The sequence below is a fragment of the Actinokineospora enzanensis DSM 44649 genome, assembly GCF_000374445.1.
Classification (GTDB): domain Bacteria; phylum Actinomycetota; class Actinomycetes; order Mycobacteriales; family Pseudonocardiaceae; genus Actinokineospora; species Actinokineospora enzanensis.
Genome location: NZ_KB894403.1, coordinates 25,232 through 45,785, shown reverse-complemented (window position 1 = coordinate 45,785; position 20,554 = coordinate 25,232). Strand labels below are relative to the sequence as shown.

General features: G+C 69.0%; 21 protein-coding genes. 11 read left to right on the top strand and 10 right to left on the bottom strand.

The features are described 5' to 3' along the window. Nucleotides 1-237: 237 nt before the first annotated feature. The 3 genes from C503_RS0100180 (at nucleotide 238) to C503_RS0100170 (ending at nucleotide 3,592) form a co-directional block, all read left to right on the top strand. Complete coding sequence (locus C503_RS0100180) at nucleotides 238-2,220, top strand: carbamoyltransferase family protein (protein WP_033400051.1); 1,983 nt, start codon at nucleotides 238-240, stop codon at nucleotides 2,218-2,220. 512 nt (nucleotides 2,221-2,732) lie between these two features. Next, nucleotides 2,733-3,200: a hypothetical protein gene (locus tag C503_RS0100175; RefSeq protein ID WP_018680167.1), complete on the top strand. Its 468-nt coding sequence runs from the start codon at nucleotides 2,733-2,735 to the stop codon at nucleotides 3,198-3,200. Continuing rightward, nucleotides 3,197-3,592 (top strand): hypothetical protein, encoded by a 396-nt coding sequence (locus tag C503_RS0100170; RefSeq protein WP_018680166.1) that lies wholly within the window; start codon nucleotides 3,197-3,199, stop codon nucleotides 3,590-3,592. The genes C503_RS0100175 and C503_RS0100170 overlap by 4 nt, the downstream gene beginning before the upstream one ends. Before the next feature lie 6 nt (nucleotides 3,593-3,598). Here C503_RS0100170 and C503_RS0100165 read toward each other — a convergent pair whose 3' ends face one another. From C503_RS0100165 to C503_RS0100150, 4 genes are all read right to left on the bottom strand, one after another. Then, nucleotides 3,599-4,351 carry an ESX secretion-associated protein EspG gene (locus C503_RS0100165; RefSeq protein ID WP_018680165.1) on the bottom strand — a complete coding sequence of 251 codons (753 nt, stop codon included), beginning with the start codon at nucleotides 4,349-4,351 and terminating at the stop codon, nucleotides 3,599-3,601. An 11-nt stretch (nucleotides 4,352-4,362) separates the two neighbouring features. After that, complete coding sequence (locus C503_RS0100160) at nucleotides 4,363-5,577, bottom strand: hypothetical protein (protein ID WP_018680164.1); 1,215 nt, start codon at nucleotides 5,575-5,577, stop codon at nucleotides 4,363-4,365. Further along, the gene (locus tag C503_RS37100) at nucleotides 5,577-5,984 is read right to left on the bottom strand and encodes a hypothetical protein (protein ID WP_051114707.1); all 408 of its coding nucleotides are present in this window, start codon (nucleotides 5,982-5,984) and stop codon (nucleotides 5,577-5,579) included. The genes C503_RS0100160 and C503_RS37100 overlap by 1 nt, the downstream gene beginning before the upstream one ends. A 606-nt stretch (nucleotides 5,985-6,590) precedes the next feature. Then, entirely contained in the window at nucleotides 6,591-7,328 is a 738-nt protein-coding gene (locus C503_RS0100150) for a GntR family transcriptional regulator (protein WP_018680162.1), read from the bottom strand. A gap of 197 nt (nucleotides 7,329-7,525) precedes the next feature. Between C503_RS0100150 and C503_RS0100145 the strand changes: the two genes are divergently transcribed. The 5 genes from C503_RS0100145 (at nucleotide 7,526) to C503_RS0100125 (ending at nucleotide 12,289) form a co-directional block, all read left to right on the top strand. Then, nucleotides 7,526-8,932: an MFS transporter gene (locus C503_RS0100145; RefSeq protein WP_033400021.1), complete on the top strand. Its 1,407-nt coding sequence runs from the start codon at nucleotides 7,526-7,528 to the stop codon at nucleotides 8,930-8,932. 41 nt (nucleotides 8,933-8,973) lie between these two features. Beyond that, the gene (locus C503_RS0100140) at nucleotides 8,974-10,173 is read left to right on the top strand and encodes an amidohydrolase (protein WP_018680160.1); all 1,200 of its coding nucleotides are present in this window, start codon (nucleotides 8,974-8,976) and stop codon (nucleotides 10,171-10,173) included. Next, a complete protein-coding gene (locus C503_RS0100135; protein WP_018680159.1) occupies nucleotides 10,170-11,171 on the top strand; it encodes a nucleoside hydrolase in 1,002 nt (333 codons plus the stop codon). Before C503_RS0100140 ends, C503_RS0100135 begins: the two co-directional genes overlap by 4 nt. Next, nucleotides 11,168-11,989, top strand: a complete 822-nt coding sequence (locus C503_RS0100130; protein WP_018680158.1) for a ribokinase — start codon at nucleotides 11,168-11,170, stop codon at nucleotides 11,987-11,989. Before C503_RS0100135 ends, C503_RS0100130 begins: the two co-directional genes overlap by 4 nt. A 69-nt stretch (nucleotides 11,990-12,058) precedes the next feature. Continuing rightward, nucleotides 12,059-12,289, top strand: coding sequence for a P-loop NTPase family protein (locus C503_RS0100125; protein WP_018680157.1), 231 nt, complete (start codon nucleotides 12,059-12,061; stop codon nucleotides 12,287-12,289). A 138-nt stretch (nucleotides 12,290-12,427) separates the two neighbouring features. Here the strand turns inward: C503_RS0100125 and C503_RS0100120 are convergent, their stop codons facing one another. The 4 genes from C503_RS0100120 to C503_RS44175 form a co-directional block, all read right to left on the bottom strand. Further along, on the bottom strand, nucleotides 12,428-12,925 hold the full coding sequence (locus C503_RS0100120) for an NUDIX hydrolase (RefSeq protein ID WP_018680156.1): 498 nt from the start codon (nucleotides 12,923-12,925) through the stop codon (nucleotides 12,428-12,430). A gap of 76 nt (nucleotides 12,926-13,001) precedes the next feature. After that, nucleotides 13,002-13,841: an endonuclease/exonuclease/phosphatase family protein gene (locus C503_RS0100115; protein ID WP_018680155.1), complete on the bottom strand. Its 840-nt coding sequence runs from the start codon at nucleotides 13,839-13,841 to the stop codon at nucleotides 13,002-13,004. Next, entirely contained in the window at nucleotides 13,841-14,491 is a 651-nt protein-coding gene (gene tmk, locus C503_RS0100110) for a dTMP kinase (RefSeq protein ID WP_018680154.1), read from the bottom strand. Before tmk ends, C503_RS0100115 begins: the two co-directional genes overlap by 1 nt. Beyond that, complete coding sequence (locus C503_RS44175; RefSeq protein WP_018680153.1) at nucleotides 14,488-15,603, bottom strand: radical SAM protein; 1,116 nt, start codon at nucleotides 15,601-15,603, stop codon at nucleotides 14,488-14,490. Before C503_RS44175 ends, tmk begins: the two co-directional genes overlap by 4 nt. A gap of 225 nt (nucleotides 15,604-15,828) precedes the next feature. On the opposite strand from C503_RS44175, the gene C503_RS0100095 reads away from it, so the two are divergent. Then, nucleotides 15,829-16,905, top strand: coding sequence for a LysR family transcriptional regulator (locus C503_RS0100095; protein ID WP_245572371.1), 1,077 nt, complete (start codon nucleotides 15,829-15,831; stop codon nucleotides 16,903-16,905). 314 nt (nucleotides 16,906-17,219) lie between these two features. Here C503_RS0100095 and C503_RS0100090 read toward each other — a convergent pair whose 3' ends face one another. Then, nucleotides 17,220-17,678, bottom strand: a complete 459-nt coding sequence (locus C503_RS0100090) for a MarR family winged helix-turn-helix transcriptional regulator (protein ID WP_018680151.1) — start codon at nucleotides 17,676-17,678, stop codon at nucleotides 17,220-17,222. 92 nt (nucleotides 17,679-17,770) lie between these two features. On the opposite strand from C503_RS0100090, the gene C503_RS37090 reads away from it, so the two are divergent. Both C503_RS37090 and C503_RS45540 read left to right on the top strand, forming a co-directional pair. Further along, nucleotides 17,771-19,141 (top strand): DHA2 family efflux MFS transporter permease subunit, encoded by a 1,371-nt coding sequence (locus C503_RS37090; protein WP_018680150.1) that lies wholly within the window; start codon nucleotides 17,771-17,773, stop codon nucleotides 19,139-19,141. A 247-nt stretch (nucleotides 19,142-19,388) separates the two neighbouring features. Continuing rightward, nucleotides 19,389-19,544 carry a hypothetical protein gene (locus C503_RS45540; RefSeq protein ID WP_018680149.1) on the top strand — a complete coding sequence of 52 codons (156 nt, stop codon included), beginning with the start codon at nucleotides 19,389-19,391 and terminating at the stop codon, nucleotides 19,542-19,544. 67 nt (nucleotides 19,545-19,611) lie between these two features. Here the strand turns inward: C503_RS45540 and C503_RS0100075 are convergent. Further along, a partial coding sequence (locus tag C503_RS0100075) for a tetratricopeptide repeat protein (RefSeq protein WP_211222288.1) occupies nucleotides 19,612-20,554 on the bottom strand: 943 nt, incomplete at its 5' end.

The following is a 20,554-nucleotide window of genomic DNA, read 5'->3' as shown; positions in this document are numbered from 1 at the left end:
CTACTCGGCCGATCCAGGGCCACAGCTGCGGCGTCCGCAGCGTGATCAAGGCTTGTAAAGGTTGCTTTAGAAAGCTACCTTGAGATGCATGTCATCCGAGGACGAAGTGTCCGCGGACGCTGCAGAGCTTGCCAAGTTGGGGGAACGGATCTCGACACTCCTCGTGCCGTACGGGGAGCAGCTCGACGACCGGTCTCGGCGCCCGGATTCCAAATCCGCACAGGAATGGAAGTCGACATGCTGGTTCTTGGCCTGAACGGCTCTTTTTCCACACCGCACGACGAGTTCCTACCCGGTCTACAACTCGGTACATTCTTCCACGACGGGACGGCTTGCCTGCTCGACGATGGCGAAGTGGTGATCGCCATCGAGGAGGAACGCCTGACTCGCGTGAAGCACACCAACATGTTTCCGTTGGCGGCGACCGGACACTGCCTGCAGGAAGCAGGCGTGTCACTCGGCGACATCGACCGGATCGGATATTTCTGGAACGAAGAGCACCTTGACAACGGCTTGGGCATCTATCACATGCGATACCCGGGAATGCCGCTTCGCTCCGCCCGGGAGATGATCGTGACGAGACTGTCCGAAGCGTTCTCGCATACCGTGGACCCGGAGCGTATCGACTTCTGGAGCCACCATGAAGCACACGCCGCTTCCACCTTCTACCAGTCCGGTTTCCCGAGCGCTCTCGTCGTCGTCATGGACGGAAATGGAGAGTCGCACTCGACATCCGTCTACCGAGCCGACGAATCCGGCCTGGACTTACTCCGCACCTACCCGGAGTCGAAATCACTCGGGTACTACTACCTGCGCGCCACCGAGGCTCTCGGATACCGTCTCTTCGACGAGTTCAAGGTCATGGGCCTGGCACCTTACGGCGACCCCACCCGATACCGGGAGCTGTTGTGCTCGCTCACGGTCCTCGGCCCCGACGGCGAGTACGACCTGGACGTGGACGGTCTCCAGACCGCATTGCTCTCGACAGGCTTCGCGCCGAGACGATCCGGCTCGCCCTTCACGACCGAGCACAAGGACCTGGCAGCCTCGGTCCAGGCCCACCTTGAACAAATCGTCTTCCATGTACTCGAATACTGGCGGGAAGAAGTCGGGCTGCCCAACCTGTGCATCGCAGGGGGTGTCGCACACAACAGCACGGTGAACGGGCTGATCCTGAAATCGAAGCTGTTCGACGGCTTCTTCGTGCACCCGGCAAGCCACGACGCGGGCGCCGCACTCGGCGCGGCCATTCTGACCGACAGGAAGTTCGGAACGAAACAACGCCCGCAACCGAAGTCTCTCTCGCACGTCTTCTGGGGCCTCGATATCGGAGATCCACAGGCCCGGACAGCGGAGCTGGCGGCGTGGAGCGACTTCATCACCTGGGAGACGTCGGACGATGTCCATGAGCACGCGGCCGAACTGCTCGCCCAGGGTGCGGTGATCGGATGGGCGACCGGTCGGTCCGAGTTCGGCCCCAGAGCCCTGGGACATCGAAGCATCCTGGCGGACCCCCGGCCCGCCGAGAACAAGGACCGGGTCAACAAGCTCGTCAAGAAACGCGAAGGGTACCGCCCATTCGCGCCTGCCGTACTGGAGGAGCGCGCCCGGGACTATTTCGAGATCCCGGATGTCGACTGCCCACTGGACTTCATGGCCTGCACGGTACCCGTCAAGGAATCTCACCGCGACCAACTCGGCGCGATCACCCACATCGACGGCACGGCGCGAGTGCAGGTCGTGCGAAAGAAATCCAACGAGGCCTTCTGGAGGCTCATCGAGCGTTTCGGAGAGAAGACCGGAACCCCGATTCTCCTCAACACCTCGTTCAACAACTACGCAGAACCGATCGTCGAGAACATCGGCGACTGCCTGGCCAGTTTCCTGACGACCGGCCTCGACCGGCTCATCGTCGACGACAAGGTCATCTCACGCAAACCGCTGGACAAGACCAGGCTACTGACCATGCACCCGAGGCTGCCCACCCTCGTGGAGATGGCCGAGTTCGTTCAGGACGTCCCGGACGCCGGGCGGGAGACGCAACACCTCATCCGAAGGCGAGACCTGCACTCCCTGTCCAGCAAGTTGAGCCACGACGCCTACCGATGGATCTCCAGCGGCGGCACCGACCGGCCGGAAGTTCCCGGATCGCGCGCGGCTGCCCTTGCCGAAGAAGTATGGCGACTCTGGCAAGGGCGGTTCATCGAACTGCACCCATAGTGAGCGATCCTGTCTCTCCCAGTGCCGCCAAACCAGCGGCTAGTGGTGCGACCCAGAACGTCGACCATGTCTCGACCCGCCCACGACGTGCCTGACGGCACCGCCGAAACGACCAAGTACATCCAGTACGAGGCCGTCCCGGCGACACCACCAGCCACGCCGTGGACCCGCCGATACACGGCCGACGTTCTGAGTCGCACCACTAGCACCAGGCCCATCCGATGTCGGGCAGGTTCAGATGCTTCGGTTGACGGCGAGCGGCGCTGGGGTCGACGGTGCACACGGTTCAGTCGTCGCGGGGGAAGGTCATGCCATCGAGGCGGGATTTGCGGTAGAGGTTGGCTTCGGCATGTCCGCCTCGGGGCTCGGTCGGGTCGGTCAGATGTCGAGGTCGCGGCGGGTCTCGTCGATGTCGAGGTCGCCGCTCGGCTGAACCTGCTGCGACACGCAGGCCGGGTGACCATTTGCCCGTTCTGCGTACGGACGGCGCGGCGGCGGTCTACTGTCCGGGCATGCCGACGCTTCGGGTGTATCGCGATTCTGGGCAGAAGACGTTGTTCGGCGCCGTTCTCGTCCTGGTGCTGGCCGCGGGGGCACTCGCCGGCTACCGGGCCGTGGAGACCTCGGACCCCATCAGCTACTTCGCGGCGTTCGCGGCGCTGTTCGCGACCGTGAGCGTGGTGCGACTCATCTTCGTACTGCCGTCTCTGAGGGTCGTCGGCAACGGTCTTTCCGAACAACGAACGGCCTGGACCACACGAAACCACCGGTTCGCCGACATCACCGAACTGCGGTTGGCGCCCGCGACCGCGTTCGGCCGACCGTCGACCGGCTCGCGGTGGCTGGTCCCGGTCATGGTGCTGCGCGACGGCACCGAGGTGCGATTGACATCCGCGGTGTCCAAGCCCGACAGCACACACCACCGGCGGGTGGTGGAGTTCGTGGACGAGATCAACAAGATCATCCCGAACCGGCGGTGACCCGGCCACGTGTCACCGACACCGATAGCGCGCGAATCGACACGCCCGCCACCAGCCATACGCGCCAGCAGATTGGCGAGGAACCGCAGCCTGCCGTGCCGGTGGCATTCCACAGTTCCTGGCGCTATCGAAATCTGCAACTGCGGATCGCGATCCTCCTTCCCGCGCCGACGCTCGCCCTCGCTGTGTCCACAGTGGTCACAGGAGCCGTATTCGCCTGGGGCGCCGTGATCGCCTGGAGTTACCTCGACGTGCTTGCATGGCGCCAGTGGTGGCGGTTGCCCGCCGCGACGGCCGCTTCGACACTGCGTTCGACGGGCGTGGGTTTGGGTGTATTCCTGCTGGGCGCGGTTTTCATCGTGCTCGATACCCTCTTCCACACCAGACGATAGCGACGGCTAGTGCGTGGAGTTCAGTCGCTTCGCCAGGTCGTGGATCTTGGTCGTCATGATGTCGGGCCTGCCTGGCGACACGATGATGTACCGCTCCTGTCCGGGGTGTTCGGTGAACGAGAACAGGTAGCGGCCATGACTGGTGTCGTAGTAGGTACAACAACTGTCGCCGGTGGTGCGGTGGCCGCGAACCCCGTCCCGGCCACCGGCGGAGATCTGACCCGCTCCGAGCCTGGGCAACCCGGCGATCTCCAGCACCCGCCGCACGTCGCCGCGGGGTGCGGCGCCGTCGACGGCTCGACGCAGGTCGGATTCCGGTACCGACAGCGACGGGCCCGCCGCGGGCCGCGCTTGTGGTAGCTCGGCCAGGAGGGCCTCGGCGAGCGCGTCCGCCCGGATAGGGCACAGCGCCATGAGCCCGGTGTCGGGCTCGAAGCGGGCCAGGACGGCCTCGTGTCCCTGGGCGGCGACGTGCAGGCGGTAGTGGCCGGGCGCGGCGTCCACGAGGGCGGAGAACTCCCGGGTCGCGCGGCCCAGGACGGTCATCGTGTTCAGGAATGCCTCGGTGGGTTGCCCCGAGCGCCAGACACCGTGGTTCGCGAGCAGGTCGCGAACCTCCTCGCGGTGGGCCCGGGTCTCCGTCGGGTCCCGCCAGAGCGGTTCCGGGGTCAGCAGGGTGGGCAGCGACACCCCGGCGGCCTCGGCGCCGACGAGGAGGCAGTCGACGGGCAGCACGAGAGCGCGGTCGATGACGAACATCCGCCGCCGTCCTACAGGCCGATGACCGGTGGCGCCGTGTTCGGCAGCTCACCGACCAGCGCCTCGTCGGGGTCTTCCTCCCGGAGGTACGCGGCGGTCGTGTGCTCCGTGTCCTCGTCCCCCTCGCCCCTTCCGCCCATACCGGCACCGAGCATCCCGCCCTGGCCGCCTGCCCGGCCGCCGCGACCGCCCAGCGCCGACTCACCTGCCAACGCCGCCGGACCGGTGCCCGACCCGAAGGAGCCGGATCGGGGACCGGATCCAGCGCGCCCAGCGCCTGAATCGACACCGAGGGCGTTGAATCCCGTACCGCCGGGGCCGAAACCGGTGCTTCCGGATCCGCGGCCGGTGGTGTCGTACCCGGTCGGGCCGTACCCGGTGGAGCCGTGGTCGCTCACCCCTCCCGTCGACGCGGACGGGAGGTAGGTCGAGGTCGTCGTGGTCTCCCACGGCTGGTGGGGCGCACCGAGGTCCGACGAATCCGAGTTCACCGGGCTCGGCGAGTCGGCGGTGTGGCTCAGGTGATCACCGTGCCACACCTGCCCGCCACCGGGGTCCCTGTCCCCGATCGGGTCGGGATCGTGGAACGTCAACGACTGTTGCGAGTTGTCGGGAGTGGTGTGCGTGGACAAGGACGTCGATCGGGAATCGGTCACCGTTATGGAGCGGTTCGACACGTGCCGCGGACCGACCAGTTCGATATCGACCCCGCCCGGCGGCAAACCCAGGAGGCCGTAACGCGAATTGGCCTCCCAGTGCGCACTGTTGTCGACGGATTCGCGGTAATAGGCGTTGTAGCCGTCGACAGCTTGCTGGGCGCGCCGGTTCCAGTCGGCAATCTCGCCCGCCCGGCCCGACAGGAAGGAGACCATCGTGTTGCTGACCAGGTCGTTGGGTGGCTTGTCCCCCAGCGGTGCTACCTCCGTGATCTTGTCCTGCAACGCCGCGAACGCCCTGCCCTGCTCGCTGTAGAGATTCTTGGCCTTCGCGAGGTGCGTACCGCTGACCCAGGACGCCTCGACGAGTGGTCCGGCGCCGTTGTAGGCCTGCGCTGACGCGTCGCCCTGCCAGTACTCCTCCATGGCGCCCTTGAGCTGGAGCATGTCGTCGAGGATGTGCTTGTGCATCTTCGACAGTTGCTCGCACCGCGCGCTGCCCGAGTAGAGCCCGCCCGGACCCCGGCCGCTGAGCACCAGGTGCACGATCTGCTGCGGCGTGTAGGCCATCAGGCACCGCCCCCGTGCCGGTGCAGGGAGTTCCGCACGGCGCTGTCCTGCTCCTCGTAGGCGTGGATGGCCTTCTGCAGGCTGTCGGCGTACGCGTCGGCGTAGCGCACCTGTTCGTCGAGGCTCTCGAAATAGGCCTTGGTGTGGCTCTCGGCGCCTTCGTGGTGGACGCCACTAGCGTGGTCCTCGGCGGGTTTCGCCACCCGCTGGAGCACATGGTGACTCGACCTGGCCGACCGGAGTTTGTCGGCGATCGCCCGCCACTTGGGCAGCAGCCGACGCATCGCCTCGATGTCCATCGCGAAGCCACCACCGGAGGCGGCGGAATCGGTCCTCCGGTCCCGCTCGTTGAGCCGGGCCAAATCCTTGAGGGAGGACTTGGTGGGCGCGTCGAACGCTCGGTCCACAACGTGCTCCCGGTCGGCCTGCCTCGCAGGGGTGGTGAACCCGGCCGGGTTCTGCTCGTGCCAGGGTGGAACCTCCGAATGATGGGTGTGACCCATTCCCGCCGCGTGCGGTTCCGTTCTCGCCACTGCATTCCCCTCGAAACCCGGACGTGCCGCTCGACCACGTCGACGGCAGATGTTAGCCGCAGGGTCGCCGATTGTCCTGTTGCCGGCGAATGATCGCTACCGGGCGAGCTCGGTGACCGATTGTGCGCCTCCGGAAACGCGCACTCCCCTTCTCGTGTCCACGTTCTCGTGGTTGCCCGGGAAAGAGAGGAAAGCGGACACAACGGATGATCCGCGGCCCACCCGCCCAGCTGGGGCATAGCCGGGCCGGTGCTTGGCAGGCACGCTGGTCGAGTACGGGTGGCGTCGGAGCGGAATGGGAGTTCGGTGGCGGATCCGGTTGTGCTGGACCCGAATGGGCGCGACATCCACGCGGAAGCGGGCGGTTGTGGGTCGGATCTTCCCGTAGTAGCAGCGCCGACCACCACCCCGCCCACCCATTTCCCGTCCACCGCCGAGCCCGATGGCATCGAGTCGGAACCGCACCGACGACTTCACGGGTCACCAGGCCTGGCGGATGACGATGGTGGGTGCTCCGCTGGGCAGCAGGTACTTGGCGGTGATCAGCGGGGCGTTCTCGACGGAGACGACCTGTGTGATGAGGACGGCCGGGGTGTCGGACGGTCGTCCGAACGTCACGCCGCGTCGTTGGCCGAGGATGGTCGCGGACACGCTGCTGGTGCCGCGCAGGGGAAGACTGGGGAACCCGGTCGTGAGCGCGTGCACCATGGTGTGCGGGAGTGTCTGGGCGTCATCCAGTGCTTGAGAGAGCCCGGTGGCGACCTCGTCCAGCGCCTCGTCGTGCAGGCTCCATTCCTCGGTGAGGCAGGCCGGGACGCCGTCGACCACGATGACGCTTTCCCAGAAGCGGATCTCTCGGCTGGCCGGGACGGGCAGGTGCCGCAGTACGAAGTCGGTCGGTTCCTCGACACCGCGCTGCAGCGGCCGGACCTTGGTCGCGTGGCCGCCCAGTAGCTGCTCGAATGGTTGCAGCCGTTCGAATCCGCGCCGGAGCGGTTCCTTGCTCACGGTTCGCCCGACCCCGCGGCGTACGGTGATCACGCCGTCTTCCTGGAGCAGGATCAGGGCCTCGCGCAGCGCCGGACGGCTGACGCCGAGGTCGGCGGCGAGGCGGGGTTCGGACGGCAGGGTCGAACCCGGTGGATGGATGCCGGAACGGATGTTGTCGACGATCCGTTCGTAGAGCTCGACAACCGGCCGCGGTCGATGAGCGGTCACGTTCCCTCTTTCAGCCGACGGTTCCTGTCAGACAAGCTAGGGCTAGAGCAGGGTACCGGCCAACCGGCCCTCCTCTCCCATGAACCAGCCCAGATGTCGACTTCTGTGACCTTGACGACACCGGATCGTCCAGATATAAATGCCCGACCACTCCACTTGTCAGACAAGTGCCGCATCGTTGTAGCGGAGGCTTCAAGATGACATCCCCCCAGGAAACCGTCGCATCAGGACCGTCGGGTTCCTCGACACCGGCACGCGGCAGACTCGTGCTGGCGCTGGTACTGGCCGTCGCGGCGTTCGACATCAACTCGACCATGCTGGCGCCCGCCCTGCCCGACGTCATCAGCCAGCTGCACACCAGCAGCGGTCTGGTCGGGCTCTCCCAGACACTGTTCTTCCTGTTCGCCGCGGTCGGGCAGGTCACCCTCGCCCGGCTGAGCGACTACTTAGGGCGCAGGCCGCTGCTGGTGCTGTCGATGATCGTGCTGATCGTCGGTGAGCTCGCCTGCATCTTCGCCCCGAACATCGCCGTGTTCCTCGTCGGGCGCTCGCTGCAGGGCATCTCCGCGGCGAGCTACACCCTGTCGTACCTGATCATGCGGGACGTGCTTCCGCCGAAGCAGTTCGGGCGGGGACTGGGGATCATCACCGCGGTCAGCGGCGGGATCGCGGGCCTCGACGTGATCATCGCGGGCTGGGTCGCCGACGCCGTGGGGTTCCGCGGGATCTTCCTCATCACCCTGGCCGTCACCGTGGTCGCCCTGGTCGCCCTGTACCGCTGGGTGCCGGACTCCCGCCCGTCCGCGGGCGGGAAGATGGACTGGAAGGGCGCGGCCCTGCTGGGTGTCGGGCTCAGCTGCCTGCTGCTCGCGGTGAACCAGGGCTCGGACTGGGGCTGGGGATCACCGGCCGTCATCGGTCTCCTGATCGTCGGGGTGCTGGCGCTCGTCGCCTTCCCCCTGGTGGAGAAGCGGGTCGCCGATCCCGTCATCGACACCGCGTCACTGGCCTCACGCCAGGTCTGGCCGCTCCTGCTGGCCACCGTGTGCACGCTGGCGGGCGTGTTCGGGATGCTGAACTTCACCATTCCGCTGCTGACGCAGGCGCACGTCGGGTACGGGCTGTCGGCCATCGCGTCCGCCGTCCTGTTCCTCACCCCGGCCTCCATACTCGGCATCGTGGCGGCACCGATCGCCGGTCACTTCGGCCCGCACATCGGGTGGCTCCGCTCGGTGCGGATCGGGGTCATCGGCACGACCGTCGCTTTCGTACCGTTCGCGTTCTTCCTCCACACGCCGTGGATCGCCGGATTGTGCCTGGCAGCACTGGGAATCACCTTCACCGGATACACCCAGACCGCGCTCACCGGGCTGTCGGTGGAGGCCGCGCCCGCGGACAAACCCGGCTCCGTGCCCGGAATCAACGGCGCCTGCTTCGGACTCGGCGCGTCGCTGGGCATCGCCGTGGCCGCCAACGTCGTCACCGGGATGACCACGGACGGCGAGATGACCTTCGCGGCGCTGCAGGCGGCCGTGTGGTGCTCGGGCGGATTCGTCGTCCTGGGCATGATCGCCACCCTGCTGTTGAAGCCACGCATCCGCTGACCCCCTTCACTTTCCGACCGCAGCAACGAAAGGTTCGACCGATGACCCGCATCCTCCTCACCAACGCCCGCCTCGACGGCGGCGAACCGCGGACCGTCGCCGTGCGAGACGGCGTCATCGACGCGGTCACCGATCAGCCGCCCGCCCCGGAACCGGGTGACCACGTGGAGGACCTCGCGGGCCAGATCGTGGTGCCCGGGTTCGTCGACGGACACTGCCACGCCGACAAGTCGCTCTGGGGCGAGCCCTGGGCTCGGCGCACCTCCGAGGTCATCTCCATGGACCAGATGTTCGAGGACACCGTCGCGCAATGGGCCGCGACGACCACCCCGGTCGCCACCCGGGCACGCGCCTTCCTCGGCGCGTGCGTCGCCGCCGGATCGACCAGCATCCGCACGTTCGCCGACGTGGCCCCGGAGATCGGACTCGAAGGCGTGGAGGCCATGCTCCAGCTCCGCCAGGACATGCGCCACCTCACCGATCTCACTGTCGTCGCGTTCCCGCAGCTGGGCATCCTCCGCAAGCCCGGTACCGAGGTGTTGCTGGAGGAAGCGCTGAAGCTCGGTGCCCACGCCATCGGCGGCCTGGACCCGGCCGGGGTCGACGGTGACGCGATCGCCCAGCTCGACATCGTCTTCGGGCTCGCGGCGAAGTACGGGGTCGCGGTCGACTTCCACATGCACGAGGACGGCGAGCTCGGCTGGTGGCTGATCCGCCGGATCGCCGAACGCACCAAGGCGCTCGGCCTGCAGGGCAAGGTCTGCCTCTGCGACGTGTTCAGCCTCGCCGATCCGACGCCGCAACGCCTGCGCGAGATGGGCGACACCCTCGCCGAGGCAGGCATCGCGGTCGCCGTCGGGGTCCACGGCCTGCTGCCCGTGCCGGACGTGCGGACCCTGCACGGCCTGGGGGTGAAGATGTGCCTGGGATCGGACTCCTCCCGCAGCCTCTGGTCCCCCTGGGGCGACGGCGACATGCTCTCCCGCGCCATGTTCATGGCCTACAAGTGCTACTTCCGTCGCGACGAGGACCTGGAGTTCGCCCTCCGGATCGCGACGACCCTGGGCCGCGACGCGCTCGGCTGGCCGCGGGCGGACTTCCGTCCCGGTGACCCGGCCGATCTGGTCGCGCTGCCCGGCCAGGCACTCGGCGAAGTGGTCGTCTCGCCCCCGAAACGTTCGCTCGTGATGAAGGCGGGCAGGATCGTCGCGCGCTACGGCAAACTGGTCGGCAACTCATGAACCCCTTGGCACAACGCCCGTTCGGTGCCGCACCCGTCGACGTGGTCCTCGATGTCGACACCGGCGTCGACGACGCGCTGGCCCTGTTGTTCGCGGTACGCCATCCGGGCCTGCGGGTCCGGGCGGTGACGTGCGTGGCCGGAAACGCCGGTCTCGAACAGGTCGTGCGCAACACCCTGACCGTGCTCGAACACACCGGCCGCACCGACATCCCGGTCGCCGCGGGCGCCGATCGCCCGCTGATCGCCGCACCACGCCACGCCGGGCACGTGCACGGCGGCGACGGCCTGGCCGATCTCGAACTGCCCCCGCCCACGCACACCGCGGACGACCGGCACGCCGTCGAACTGCTCCGCGACGTGCTCGGCTCCGCACCGAACCCGGTCACCGTGATCGCGCTGGCACCGCTGACCAATCTGGCGCTGCTGCTGCGCACTTACCCCGGTGTCGCGGGGCGCATCGAGCGGATCATGGTGATGGGCGGCAGCGCGTCGGCGGGCAACGCCAGCCCGGTCGCGGAGTTCAACACCTGGCACGACCCCGAGGCCGCCGCCATCGTGTTCGGCGCGGGCGTACCGGTCACCATGTACGGTCTGGACGTGTTCTATCAGGTCGGTGTGGACCAGGTCACCTGCGGCAAACTGGCCGCCCACGAGGACCCCGGGGTGTGCCTGGCCGGACGGCTGCTGTGCCACCAGATCCGCGTGGGCACGGGCGAACCCCGTGTCCCCGCCGGGTCGGGTCTGCTCGGCGACGCGGGCGCGGTCTGTGCCGTCGCCGACCCCGGGGGCCTGGTGACCGAACATCTGCCGGTCCAGGTCGAACTCGCGCCGGGGATCAGCCGAGGCCAGACCGTGGTCGATCGCCGAGCCCTGCCGGGCGAACAGGAGATCCACGGAACGCCCGTCGCGGTCCCGCGCGTCGACGTCGCCTGGCAGGTGGACGCGCGACGGTACCGCGACCTGTTCCTGACCACCCTGCTGGACGGCACGGCATGAACGGGATCGTCACCGTCGTGGGATCGCTCAATCTGGACCGGACGATCCGGGTGGCCACGCACCCCAAACCGGGCGAAACCGTGCTCGGCAGCGGTCTCACCGAGCGACCCGGCGGCAAGGGCGCGAACCAGGCCGTCGCCGCCGCACGCGCAGGCGCCCCGGTGCGGATGATCGGCCGGGTCGGCGACGACCCGGCCGGACGCCGCTACCGCGACGCGCTGCGCCACCACGACATCGACACCAGCGCGGTCCTGCTCACTCCCGGACACCCCACCGGCACCGCCCACATCACCGTCGACGACCACGGCGAGAACACGATCACCGTCGTCCCCGGCGCCAACGCCGCACTCACCCCGCACGACGTGACCCAGGCGGCAGCGGCGATCCGCACCGCCGCGGTGCTGCTCCTGCAGCTGGAAACCCCCCTTCCAGCGGTCCTCCAGGCAGCGCACCTCGCAGCCGAGGCAGGCGTACGGATCATCCTCAACGCCTCTCCCGCCACGACACTTCCCGACGAACTGATCCAGGCCGCCGATCTCCTCATCGTCAACGAACACGAATCCCGCTTCCTCCCGACAACGGCGCGCTCGGTATGCGTCACCCTCGGCGCACGCGGGGCTCAATGGGGGGAGGACATCAGCCGACCGCCGCGAGTGGAGGCGATCGACACCACCGGCGCGGGCGACAGCTTCGCGGGCACCCTCGCCGCCCACCTCGCGGCAGGCACCCCCGCACCCGACGCCCTCCAGGCCGCGGTGCGGGCGGCCGCGACAGCCACCACCTGGCCCGGCGCCCAAGAAGGAGAACTCCCACCGTAACAACGTTCCGCGCCCGCACCCCGACCCAGCATCGAACCGCCCCACACCGCGTTCGCGGATCGCGTCGCCGTGCACCACATCGACGGCGAACGCATCCCCCGCGCCGACGCGGCCACCGTGATCGAGGCGCTGGCCGGTGGCGCCAGTCAGCTGTTGGTCGCGGGGTCCGTCGGGAGCGGGAAGAGCACGATCACCGCCGAGATCATCGACGCCCGCGCGAGCGCGGGTGGGCAGTCTCGGCCGTGGCCCTGGACGCGCGGCCTGATGCCGAAGCACCGGTCGCCCTCGGCGAGGGGCTGATGGGGCGCGGCGCATTCGTTGGCGGCTGGGCGCAGGCGCCCTGCACATCGGACAGCGCCTTCGGTGCCCGCGCAGTGTCGGTCACGGTGCACACCGTAGGCCAGGCGCCCGCACCGCCAGATCGGGCACCACGACCCGTCAGCCGGTGAGGGTGAGGGGCGTCGGGCTGAAACGATCCGCGAGGAGGTCGTCGAGCAGGCTAGGCAGTTCGGCGGGCAGGAGCTTGTCCGTGCAGTGCCGCAGCTCGTCGGCCTGCCACCAGCGGCGTTCGATCAGCCCGGCCTTCTCGTTCTCGGTGGGCCGCGGCGCGACCTGCGGCGCGGTGCTGGGGGTACGGCCGAGGAACACGTGCTCGACGCGGTGGTGGTCGCGCCCCTTGTACCGGAACCGGGATTCGCGCACCCACAGCTCCCGGCCCAAGCCAGGCAGCATGATCCCGGTCTCCTCGGCGACTTCACGGCGCGCGGCGTCGTGAAGGTCCTCGCCCACGTCCACGCCGCCGCCGGGCAGTTCCCACCAGTGGTGGGCCGGGTCGCTGGGGTCGAGGGCGTGGATCAGCAGCACACGGTCAGCGGGGTCCAGCAGAAGGACGCGGGCGCCGATGCGGGGTGTGACGGTGCTGGTCGAGGCGGTCATCGGGCGGCTGGTCCTCGCGGTCTCGGCTGACGGGGCGTGTGCTCCGGCAGCCGAGAAGCGAACCGGCCGGTGGGGATCAGAACAGGGTGGGCTCCGGCTCGGCAGGCGTGGCCGCCGTGGTGGGGTCCGACGTTAGCAGCGTGCTGGTGGCGGTCAGCGCCAAGCGCACGGTGAGTCCCGAATGGTCGGTGAGCCGGTTGCCGTCCGCCGTGGGTTCCCTGGTCTCGTGGACGTACTCGCACGCGGTGAGCCGCTCGGTCAGGGTGCGGGAGGCGTGGGCATGGTCGTAGCGGTAGCCCAGGTCCGCGCGACGGGCCCAACTGTGCTCGACCCGGTCGGGGTGCAGGTGCCGGAACAGGTCGAGCAGGCCGTGCCGGTCGGGCAGGCTGCTGTAGAAGGCGTACTCGAACGGCGCGAACTGGCCCCGGTGCGCCGGGGTGTGGCTGGGTTCGAGCACGTTGAGGTCACCAAGCAGCAGCAGCGGCACCTCGCTGGCCGTGGCGTCCAGGGCGCGGCCGAAACGCTGGAGCCAGGTCTTCTTGCGGTCGGTCTTCTCGGCGGTGGCGTCGCGGGACGGCACATAGGCCCCGACCACGCGCAGCGGTCCGTCGGTGGTGTCGACCACGACCCCGGCCGCGCGGGCGGGCAGATAGTCCAGTGCCGCGCCAAGCGGGTCCGGCGCGGTACGCAGCTTGCTGACGATCATCACGCCGAGCTCGCCGGGCGCGTGCTCGGGGAAGGTCACCGCGTACCCGGCGGTGGTGAACGCCTCGGCGAGGAACTGGCTACCGGGCGTAGCCTTGGTCTCGGTCAGCACCAGCACCTCCTCCGGCCGGGCCGCCAGCCAGCGGAGCTGCCGGTGGGCGCGGTCCAGCGACGGGGCGCCGACGTTGACGGTGATCAGGCTCAAAGTCATCAGGCAGCGCTCTTCTCGCTCAGGACGTTCTGGATGAGGGACACGATCGCCGCGGCGATCGTGTCGGGCGGGTCGGTGGTGGCGTCCAGCGCGGCGACCGGCCAGCCCCGCTGCCGCAGGTCGACCACGGCATGGACGTACAGGCCGGTCTCCACCTCGCTGTTGTCCTCGGCGCGCTCGAACCGGCTGTGCCCGCCGCGCGCCCGCAGCCGGGCGTCGATCACGCCCGCGTCGCCGGTGAGGATGACCGACAGGTCCGGCTGATAGACGCCGTGGTTGAGCTGCCACACCACCTGCGCGGACAGCCCGTCGAGCCCTTGCAGCACCAGCGAGGACGCGACGTAACGGTCGCACACCACCACCGCGCCGTCGCGCAGCGCGGGCACAATCTCGGTGGCGAGCTGGTGGTGCCGGTCGGCCGCGCACAGGCAGGCCAGGGCCATCCCGTGGTAGGTGTGGGTGCCATGCCGGGCCAGCTCACCCAGCGGAGCGCGGGACGGCTGGGTCGTCGCGTGCACCGGCAACCCGGCCGCGGTCAGCGTCGCGGCGACCAGGCGGGCGGTGGTGGACTTGCCGACCCCGCCGGGGCCGTCCAGGGTGATCAGCGTGCCCGGCAGGCGACGCGGCTCATCGAGCAGCGGGCCGGTCATGCGGGCATCAGCGGCAGCAGCCGACGCCCCTCGCCGTGGTCCTCGACGACCGGGCATTGTTCGGCGTCGACGCCGCCAATCCGGCCGCCACCGGCGACCACTGCGGCCGGGCAGCCCTTGCCGCACCGCGTGTTCATCGAGCACGCCGTGCAGGTGGCGTTCGCGCCGACCTGGTAGCGGTCGTGGAAGCGGTAGTCGTCCAGCCGGGCGGCGATGTCGGGGTCGGTGAATATGTTGCCGACGATGAACTCGGTGTCGGCGTGCCGCGAGGCCGGGGTGCGGGCGGCGAACACCAGGTACGGGCACACCGTGACCTCGCCGGGGGTGAACACGTAGATGATCGTCCCGGCCTCGCACCCGGCCAGAGGCCGACCCTCGGTGTTGGGGAAGCGGATGTGCGCGATATCGAGGTCCGGGCCGTCGAACGGCGCGGTCAGCTCAAAGATCTCCCGCATGTGCAGCGTCGTCTTCGCGAGCTTGGCCTTCGACTTGACGCCACGGCCCATGCTGCCCAGCGGGTTGAGCAGCACGTAGCGCGCCCCGTTCGCGCGGGCGAACGCGCACAACCTGGCGTACTCCTCGTTCTGCGCCAGGGTGTTCGGCGTGCACAGCAGGCCCTGCAGGATGCCCGCCCGGCCGAGCTTCTCCACGGTGGCCACGGTGACGGCGAAGCTGTCCCGGTCGCCCCGGAACTTGCCGTGCGAGTCGGCGGCGAACCCGTCCAGGGAGACGTTGCAGTGCACGCCCAGCTCGACCAGCGCCGCGATCTGCACGTAGTTCAGGGTGGTGGCGTTGGTGCAGATCCCGACATCCATCCCAGCCGCGCGGAACGCGCGCACGATGTCCAGGAAGTCCGGGTGGATCGTGGGCTCACCGCCGGTCAGGGTCACCCGACGGACGCAGCACTCGGCCAGGCGCGGGATCACCATCTCGACCACCTCGGCCAGCGGCATCTGATTGCCAACCCGCGTGGCGGACACGAAGCAGTGAGCGCACCGCAGATTGCAGTCCTCGTTGATCTGGACCAGCGCCTTGCGGAACGGCTGCTCGACCGTGGTGCGGAAGTAGCAGGACGAGACCACCTCGTCGGTGGCGATACTGCGAGCGATCACCAGCGGAACCTCCGCTCCCCAGGCGCTCCTCAGCGGGCGGGCCCGGTCGGGCACACCACACAAGATGTTCGGTCAAACAGTATCGTTACTGGAGATGTTCGCGCGAACATCTGTGGGACAGTTCGACGGGAAGTGCGATCAACGACAGTCCAACTGTCCGATCGGACAACTCCCATGTCAGGGTGGGTGCCCATCGAGCCATGTGGCAGGAACCAGGGAGGCGTGGTGCCGGACACCGCGGACAAGGCCGAGACGGCGGAGGTCGGCGAGGCGGCGGAGGTCTTGGCGGCGCTGCTGGGCTGCCCGCCGGAGATGCTCGACGTCAGCCTGGACCAACTGCGCACCCTGGCCGTCGTGCACGCCACCGGCACCGCGCAGCGGGCCGCTCGTGCGCTGGGGCGGGAGCAGTCCAGCGTGCAGAAGCAGCTCGACAACCTCAACAAAGCCGCGACCCGGCTGGTGGGCGAGGCGCTGGTGGTCAAACAGGGCCGGGGCAAGGACTTCCTGTTCACCCCCTCCGGGGAGGAGGTCGTCGCACTGGCGCGGCAGACGCTGCTGTCGTGGACCGACAGCCTGCACCGCAGCAGGCGACGGGTCGGATCCACTGTCACCTTCGGCACCACCGAGTTCACCGTGCAGTTCCTCGGCGCGGTGTGGCCCGCGCTGCGCGAGGACTTCGAGCGGCGCGGCGTACAGCTCAACATCGAGCACGTCCGCACCCGCGACCTGTGGCGCAAGCTCGACGGCAAGAAGGTCGACCTGGTGTGCGGCAGCTTCGCCGCCGAACCCGGCCGCCCGCCCACGCTGGACTACGACTTCCTGGAGTGGCACCGCGAACGCGTCGCGCTGCTCACCAACCTGAGCGCCCGCGAGCTGCCCGACACCCTGGTGGGCGCCGGTCGTCTGCCCGGCCTGCCGCTGCTCGCGCCGACCGCCGGGCTGCTCGCCCAGTTCCTCAGCCGCTGGTACGGCCCCGACTACCGCGGCGTGCTGCACGTCATCGCCGACATCGACTCCCTTACCTACGGCCTCAACCTGCTCACCAGCGACCTGCTGCACGGCTGCCTGCTGACCACCGAACGCGTCGCCGACGCCGCCCGCGAGGGCAGGCTGCCCGGCCAGGGCCTGCGCAAGATCGACCTCGCCGAGGACTACCGGCCCCGCCTGGAGATCGTCACCGGCATCTTCGCCCGCAAGGGCGAACGCGACCGCTACGCCGCCGACCACCCGCTCAACCTGCTGTGGAACGCCTTCGCCGACGCGACTCCCGCCCGCACCGTGCCCGCCGCCCTGCCCGGCTGATGGCCGTCCCGCCTGCGCCTGTTGTGTCAGCTTGAGGTGCCCAAGCAGCGGCGTTGCAGCTGGCCCGCGCGACGCGGTCCCGCAGGCAACGGGATCCACTCCCCTGGGCTCACATCCGTCTGGGACCCCGCCCACTACGAATCACGGAAACCTGGTCATGCACCTCGGCGAACCCAAGTCCGTCGCCATGTCCCTGACCGGCGGCCACGTCTGCGGCGTCACCACCGAGGAATGGGCCTACTGGACACTCTGGCGCGACCTCGCGGGCGATCACCGAAATGATGCCGTGCCGACAACCGGGCATCCTGAGGGGATCAGTCCTTCCGCGCGACGCGGTTCAGGCCCTCGCCGACGAAACGCTCCAGGCCGGTGACGAAGGCTGCCGCCTCGTCGGGTGGCCAGTCGGCGAGCCAGTCGTCGAACAGGCGGGCCAGTCGGGTGCGGAGCAGGGCCACGACTCGCTCGCCCTCCTCGGTGAGGGTCAGCAGGGTGCCGCGGGCGTCGTCCGGGTCGGGGGTGCGGGCGAGCAGACCGCCTTCCTCCAGGCGGGTCGCGTGCCTGCTGACCCCGGAACGGTCCAGGCCGATGCGGCCGCCCAGCGCGTTGGCGGTGCTCGGTCCGGTGCGGGCGAGGCCGCTGAGGATGGGGTAGGAGGTGATGTCCAGGCCGCGGCCGATGCCCGCCACAAGATCGGCGTACAGGTCCACCCGCGTCCGGCGCTGCAGCAGCTCACCGAGCGCGGATTCCAGGCGACTGCCCAGTTCATCGGCCATGCGCCGAGCCTACTCAGCGTAACGCGTGCGCTTCGCACGCATGTCGGGTTATGCTGAACGCGTGTGATTCGCACGCGTTTTGGGGAGGCATCGTGACCACTGGACACTCACCGGCCGACACCGGACTGCGGCCGGACACCCGCAGACTCGTCGGCGTGCTCCTGCTCGGCGCGGTCCTGCCGCTGCTGGACAGCACCATCGTCAACGTCGCGCTGGACGGCCTCGCCGGGGCGTTCGCCGTGCCCATCCCCGCGGTGCAGTGGGTGGTGACCGGCTACGCCATGGCGACGGCCGTCGCCATCCCGGTGAGCGCCTGGGCGATCCGACGCCTTGGCGGCAAGCGGGTCTGGCTCGTCGCGCTGTCGGGGTTCCTGGTCGGCTCCGCCCTCTGCGGCGCGGCCTGGGACCTGCCCAGCCTGGTGGTCTTCCGGGTCGTCCAAGGTCTGTCCGCGGGATTGTCCATGCCCGTGCTGCAGACCCTGCTGGTGCGCTCCGCTGGGCCGGAGCAGGCCAGGCGGGCACTCACCGCGATCGGCGTGCCCGCGGTGATCGCCCCGGTGCTCGGGCCCGTCGTCGGGGGCCTCGTGCTGGCTGCGGCCGACTGGCGGTGGATCTTCCTGGTCAACGTGCCGCTGTGCGCCGCGGGCCTGCTGCTCGCCCGGCGCGGGATCGCCGACGACGCGCGTGAGCCCGGCGGCCCGTTCGACCCGCGAGGCTTCGCGCTCAGCGGTCTCGGCTCGGTCGCGCTGGTGCACGCCCTGGCGCGGGTCGGCACCCATGGCGCGGACCTGGTCGTCGTCTTGTCCGCGGTCGTCGGGCTGTCGCTGCTGGCCGCGTTCGTCGCGCACAGCAGGCAGGCCGGTCGCGGCGCGCTGCTGGACCTCGGGCTGTTCCGCGCACCGCCGTTCGTGGCCACCGCCTGTGCGCTCTTCACGGCGAGCGCGGTCTTCTACGCCGGATTGGTGCTGTTCCCCCTGTACTACCAGCGGGTGCTGCACCACACAGTGCTCTTCGCGGGCCTGGTCCTGGCGGTCCAGGGCATCGGGGCGCTGGTGGCCAGGCAGGCCGTGGGCCGGTTCACCGACCGGTGGGGTCCGCGCGCCGTGGTCCTCGTCGGCGCGCTCGCCTCCTGCCTCGGCACGGTGCCGTTCTTCGTCGGCGCCACCGCATTGCCGTGGCAGGTGGCGGGCCTGGTCCTGCGCGGCGCGGGGATCGGCGTGGTGACCGTGTCGGTGATGGCCACCGCCTACCACGGGATCCCGCGCTCGTCGGTCCCCGACGCCAGCACGATCAGCCGCGTACTCCTCCAGTTCGGCGGCGCAGTGGGCGCGGCGGGCGCGGCCGCGCTCCTGACGGCCGATGACGCCTACCGGGGAGCGTTCTGCTGGCTGCTCGCGGCCACGGCACTCATTGTCATTCCCGCCGCGGGCCTGCCGGGGCGAGCAAAGGGCGAACAGTCTTGACCACCCCGGCGCCGGACCGGCACGACTGGTACCGCGAGGTCGACATCTCGTTGCGCTCGACACCGGCTACACCAGCGAGGTGGCAACACGAATGGACCTGCCGCGAACGAAGGTGGCTAGACCCCGCCCGGATTTCCGACATTCGTGTGGCGCGAGCTGGAGACCGAAGCACTCGACGTGATCACCTTCTCGCCGGTCGATCTTCCACCGGAAGCTTCGCTTCATCCGAGACGCCGAGTAGCCCCACGTGACCATCCGCGTGATCCTGGATGCCCTCATGGAGACAGCCGTCCCCTATCGGGTCGTCACCCTCGCCGCAGAACACCTCAACACCATCGAATTCCTGGTCACCATCGTCGCGGTCAGCCGACCGCTCGGACTGGTCACGAGGGCCGTTGAATAGCTCGCTGAGGACGCGCATCTGACCTCGGGGTTGGATGTCGATGGGGTGACGCTGGATTGACGTGGTGTCAGAACTGCTTGTTTGGGTCGAGGGTTTGGAGCAGGTCGGCGGTGTGGGTTGCTTCGTGAGCGTGGATCGCGTGGTGGATGGCGAGGGCTTGTCGTAGCAGGGTGATCGCGTGTGGGGTGTCTCCGGAACGATGAAGGCATCGAGCTTGCCCGACGAGGGCGTTGGCTTCGTGGAGTTTGGTACCGCAGTCGCGGGCTTGCGCGAGTGCGGTGGTGAAGTGGGTGTGCGGGTCGCCCGCGTCGGGATGGTCGAAGGTGAGGTCGCCGAGTGCGTTGTGGGTTTCGGCTTGACCATCAATGTCTTCGACTCGGGTGAACAAGCGTATCGCGTGGTTGAGTTGTGTGGTGGCGAGGTCGTACTCGCGTTTCAGGTGGTAGGCGATGCCTAGCTGCAGATGTGCGTTGGCCTGCCCTAGCAGGCTGCCGTTGTCGATGGACAGTTGCAGCGCGCGGGTGTGCGTGTCCTCCGCGGCCACGAGATCACCCCGTGCCCGATACACGTAGCCGAGGTCGTTGAGGGCGTTGCCCTGCCCCAACAGGCTGCCACTGTCGATGGACAGTTGCAGCGCGCGGGTGTGCGTGTCCTCCGCGGCCACGAGATCACCCCGTGCCCGATACACGCGGCCGAGGTCGTTGAGGGCGTTGCCCTGCCCCAACAGGTCGCCGCTGTCGATGGACAGTTGCAGCGCGCGGGTGTGCGCGTCCTCCGCGGCCACCAGATCACCCCGCAGCAGACACACGTAGCCGAGATTGTTGAGGGCGTTGCCCTGCCCCAACAGGCTGCCACTGTCGGTAAACAGCTGCAGCGCGCGGGTCTGCGTGTCCTCCGCGGCCACCAGATCACCCCGCAACCGATACACGCGGCCGAGATCGGTGAGGGCGTTGCCCTGCCCCAACAGGTCGCCGCTGTCGGTAAACAGCTGCAACGCGCGAGTCTGCGCG